Origin of the sequence: Corynebacterium mendelii, assembly GCF_017307055.1 — a bacterium.
Classification (GTDB): domain Bacteria; phylum Actinomycetota; class Actinomycetes; order Mycobacteriales; family Mycobacteriaceae; genus Corynebacterium; species Corynebacterium mendelii.
This window is the reverse complement of the sequence record NZ_JAFLEQ010000017.1, coordinates 1-2,178: the sequence shown is the minus strand read 5'-3', so window position 1 is coordinate 2,178 and position 2,178 is coordinate 1. Positions and strand designations below refer to the sequence as shown.

Sequence of the window (2,178 nt, the reverse complement as noted above, 5' to 3'; positions counted from 1 at the left end):
CGGGCGACAGGGCGGTGGGTGTTCTCGTGTGCGCTGGAAAAAACCTGCGGAAGCAGGGGTGGAACCAGTACCTGCGGGGCAGTGCCCCGGTTAGTTGTCGGTGTCGGAATGATCGGCTGCGCCGGGCCGGGGCCTGCCGGAGCCGGGCACCCAGGTGATGTCATTGCCGTCATTGACCACCCGGCCGAGGATGAACAACAGGTCGGACAACCGGTTCAAATATTTCGCCGGAAGAATTGAGGTGGTCTCCGGGTGGGCGTGGTAGGCCTGCCAGGCGGAACGCTCCGCGCGGCGGCACACCACCCGGGCGAGATTGATGTGCGCCCCGGCCGGTGTTCCACCGGGAAGGATGAAGGAATCAAGATTGCCGAGACGGTCGTTGAACCTGTCGCAGTCGGTTTCCAGACCGTCGATATAGGACTGCTCGACCCGCAGCGGCGGATACTTCGGATTCTCCTCGATCGGGGTGGCCAGATCGGCGCCGGCGTCAAACAGCTCGTTTTGGATCCGGGACAGCACCTCCCGGACTTCGTCGGTTATTCCCCCGCCGGCCAGCGCCACACCCAACACACAGTTGGTTTCCTCGCAGTCGGCGTAAGCCTTCAAACGCGGATCATTTTTGCTGACCCGCTGAAAATTCGACAGACCGGTTTCCCCGGCGTCGCCCGTGCGCGTGTAAATCTTCGTCAAATGAACAGCCATGTCCCCAACCTACCGTTGCGGCCGCCACGGCACGCCGCTCCCAACCCCCCGGTACTGCGGCGGCAGGTAGGATCATGCAGTGTGAAGGAACGTTTTCAGGTCCACGGAGGCGCCCGCCTGACGGGTGCCGTCAAAGTCAGCGGCGCGAAAAACAGTGTGCTCAAACTTATGGCCGCAGCCCTGCTGGCCGAAGGCACCACCACACTGACCAACTGCCCGGAAATCCTTGATGTGCCCCTCATGCGGGAAGTCCTGGTGGGACTGGGCTGCGAGGTCATTGTCGACGGCACCGATGTCATGGTCACCGTGCCGAGGCACCTGACACCGGACGCCGATTTCGAGGCGGTCCGCCAGTTCCGGGCCAGTGTGTGTGTCCTCGGGCCACTGACCGCCCGCTGTGGACGGGCCACCGTGGCACTGCCCGGCGGCGACGCCATCGGTTCGCGTCCGCTGGACATGCACCAGTCGGGGCTGGAAAAACTCGGCTGCACCACCCGCATCGAACACGGATGTGTCGTCACCGAAGTCGATCACCTCACCGGCGCCGACATTGCCCTGGATTTCCCCAGCGTGGGAGCGACCGAAAACATTCTCACCGCGGCAGTGTTGGCCGACGGAATCACCGTGCTGGACAATGCCGCCCGGGAACCCGAAATCGTTGACCTGTGCAACCTTCTCAACTCCATGGGGGCCAAGATCGACGGTGCCGGTTCAAACACCATCACCATTACCGGCGTCACCGAACTGCATCCGGCCACCCACGAAGTCGTCGGTGACAGGATCGTCGCCGGAACCTGGGCGTATGCGGCGGCGATGACCCAGGGTGATGTGACAGTCGGCGGGATCAGCCCGAAACACCTGCACCTGCCGCTGGAAAAACTCAAAGTCGCGGGCGCCGAAGTGGAAACCTACGAACAGGGCTTCCGGGTGAAAATGAACCACCGCCCCCAGGCCGTGGACTACCAGACTCTTCCCTATCCGGGATTCCCCACCGATCTGCAGCCGATGGCCATCGGCCTGGCCGCCGTCAGTGACGGGCTGTCGATGATCACCGAGAACGTCTTCGAATCCCGCTTCCGCTTCGTCGATGAGATGCAGCGGTTGGGGGCCGATGCCTCGGTGGACGGCCACCATGTCGCCATCCGGGGAAAGAAAGAACTCTCATCCACCAAGGTCTGGTCATCGGATATCCGGGCCGGCGCCGGGCTGGTCATGGCGGCACTAGCCGCCGATGGGATCAGTGAAATCCACGATGTTTTCCACATTGACCGTGGATATCCCCATTTTGTCGAGCAACTCAACGCGCTTGGCGCCCGGGTCGAACGCATCGAGGACTGAACAAACCGGCAACAGGCAAACCAACCGGCCGGAGTGGATGAAAAAAACGGTTCACGGCGCAGTGATGTTTGTGGCTGTGTGCTGGGGATTTGTGTGTGTGTTGGTTGGTGTGTATGTTTATTCAAGTCAGCGCGACCG

At 62.2% G+C, this 2,178-nt stretch carries 2 protein-coding genes; one reads left to right on the top strand and one right to left on the bottom strand.

All coding sequences use genetic code 11. From position 1 onward, the window contains the following. Positions 1 to 90 precede the first annotated feature (90 nt). Complete coding sequence (locus JZY06_RS10345; RefSeq protein WP_207279492.1) at positions 91 to 702, bottom strand: cob(I)yrinic acid a,c-diamide adenosyltransferase; 612 nt, start codon at positions 700 to 702, stop codon at positions 91 to 93. An 81-nt stretch (positions 703 to 783) separates the two neighbouring features. Between JZY06_RS10345 and murA the strand changes: the two genes are divergently transcribed. Next, a complete protein-coding gene (gene murA / locus JZY06_RS10340; protein ID WP_207279491.1) occupies positions 784 to 2,040 on the top strand; it encodes a UDP-N-acetylglucosamine 1-carboxyvinyltransferase in 1,257 nt (418 codons plus the stop codon). Positions 2,041 to 2,178: the final 138 nt, after the last annotated feature.

What these genes read in the sequence shown, in the direction of transcription:
- JZY06_RS10345 (WP_207279492.1), bottom strand. Translation starts at nt 702, where the DNA reads ATGGCTGTTCATTTGACGAAGATTTACACGCGCACGGGCGACGCCGGG.